Origin of the sequence: uncultured Lutibacter sp. (genome assembly GCF_937891065.1) — a bacterium.
GTDB lineage: Bacteria > Bacteroidota > Bacteroidia > Flavobacteriales > Flavobacteriaceae > Lutibacter.
Genome location: NZ_CALAEQ010000161.1, coordinates 1 through 2,173, shown reverse-complemented (window position 1 = coordinate 2,173; position 2,173 = coordinate 1). Strand labels below are relative to the sequence as shown.

At 27.0% G+C, this 2,173-nt stretch carries 2 protein-coding genes; both read right to left on the bottom strand.

What is annotated here, in order from left to right; translation table 11 throughout:
* Window positions 1–1,227: D-alanyl-D-alanine carboxypeptidase (locus Q0352_RS09015; protein WP_299526854.1), on the bottom strand; the 1,227-nt coding region annotated here is incomplete at its 3' end.
* Window positions 1,228–1,270: 43 nt separating this feature from the next.
* A partial coding sequence (locus Q0352_RS09010) for a zinc ribbon domain-containing protein (RefSeq protein WP_299526852.1) occupies window positions 1,271–2,173 on the bottom strand: 903 nt, incomplete at its 5' end.

Genomic DNA, 2,173 nt, shown 5'->3' with positions numbered 1-2,173 from the left:
ACTTTTAATACTAGAAGTTGATTTTTGATAGTGATTGTTCATATAGCTAAAAATAAGGACGGTGCCTTTTTTAGTAATTAAGTAGCCACTTAAATTATAATTATTAGATAAGGAGCCTGATTTAGCATATACATAAGGTTTCTCATTTCCATACCAATCTTTTAAGGTTCCCGATTCGCCTACAGCAGGGAAATAATTCAATAATTTAGGCAAAGGTATTTCGTTAAACATTTTGTCTAATAAAAAAACAAAGTCATTTGGTGAAAATAAATTATACCTAGATAGGCCAGAACCATCAACCCAACGTGGTTTTTGAGGTAAATCTTGCAAATAATTAGTTAAAGAATAATCTATTGCGGCTTTTACTGAATATGTGTTAGCTACTTCTTTTCCAACTTGAAGCAACAATTGTTCTGCTATAAAATTATCGCTAACGACAAGCATTTGTTTATACAGATCATCATAACGAATACTTTTTAAAATTTTAAAATCATATTTTTTATTAGATGGAATGACTTTGATAGTTTTTTGAATTTGCTCACCTAATAATTCTGCTACAAGTTTATTGGAAGTTATAAATGGAACTTCATTTTCTTTTTCATGATTTTTTTCAATATAAAAAATATTTTTAGTAAGCTCTCTAGTAACAGAAGTTGAGTCTAAAATTGTAATGTTATTTTTAAAATAGGAGGGAGTTGAGATAACTAAACTATCTTTAATTGAATATTTCACAATATTCCCATACACAGAAAATAAACTTTTCTCGGGCATGTAATAATCTTGATAATCATCCCAAGCCCAGCCATTTCCATATGGCGGTTCATCAATAGTTTCATTTAACATGTAGATGCTATCTGCTTCATTTTTCAAGAAATCTATAATTTTAGTACTGTTAAAACCATATAATAAAGACGGATCTGCAGTTCCTTTAATTAGTAATGAATCTTTTACTTTGTAATATTCCAAACCCACAACAGAATCCTGTAGTGCTTTATAGGCAGTATAAAATGTGAATAATTTAGTGTTGGATGCAGGTGTGAAATATTTTTTACCGTTGTAATTTAAAATTTCTTTTTTCATTTTTGGATTATATATTACTAAACCTTTGAAAAAAGAAGACTCCTTGTTACTATGCTTTAAGTCGCTTTTAATTTTATGAGTTGTTCCACAAGAAATAAGTATACCTATACTTATTAATAAAAAAATAAATTTTAATAGATAGTTCAATATTTTTGAAAATGAATTATTGTTTAAATATAAGTTAATTATTTTATTTTGAATTTAATTCTTTTAGTGTTGATATTAATTCTGCTACGTCAATATCTTCTGAAACTGGGATAAATAGTTCTTCGCTATGCGACAAGGTTCTATCAGTATAATAATAAACGAAATTTATACCATTAAAAGGTGTTTCAATTTGTTGTATTTTTTTTAATCCTGAAAATGGGAAATCCCAATTATGAAAATAACCATTGATATATGCATATTTTGCACCAATTAATATTTTTCCATCACCTTTTAGATTGCTCCTTTTGTAATAAAAAGGCATTCCATAAGCAAATGAGGCTAAAAATAAGATTAACCCAATGAGTATTAAAAACATAAATAATTTTCCCTCATCAATAACTAAAATGAATATTCCAAAAACAACAATGGCTATTGCAGCAATTGAATATAAAATAAATTTATTTTTATTTTTCTCATTTTCAAATAAATAAGTTGAATAATTCTCTTTTTGCTCATTAGTTAATGTCCATTCAGCTAACAAATTTTCGCCAGTAATTAAGGTTTGCATTTTTTCTTCTCTACTTTTAAACATGTAACCTATAACAATTGAAGATAAAACGATAAAGAATGATATAAAGGCTAGGGCAGGATGTATTGGTAACATATCCAAATCTATAAATGCAAGAATAACAATTAGCAGAAAAACCCCTGTTATGTACTTAGCTATTTTTGATATATTTACGCGGCTATTTTCACCTGAAATTTCACTATTTATTTTAGAAAAATCGTTTGTAAACTTTATAGCCTCTTTAGGTTTAATAATTGCTTCAGCACTTTTCTTAGGTTGTGTATTATCTTGAATATGAACTTCAATTGTATTTCCACAATTGGTACAAAATTTAGCATTCATTTTTAATTTTGCACCACAATATTTACAATATTTCAT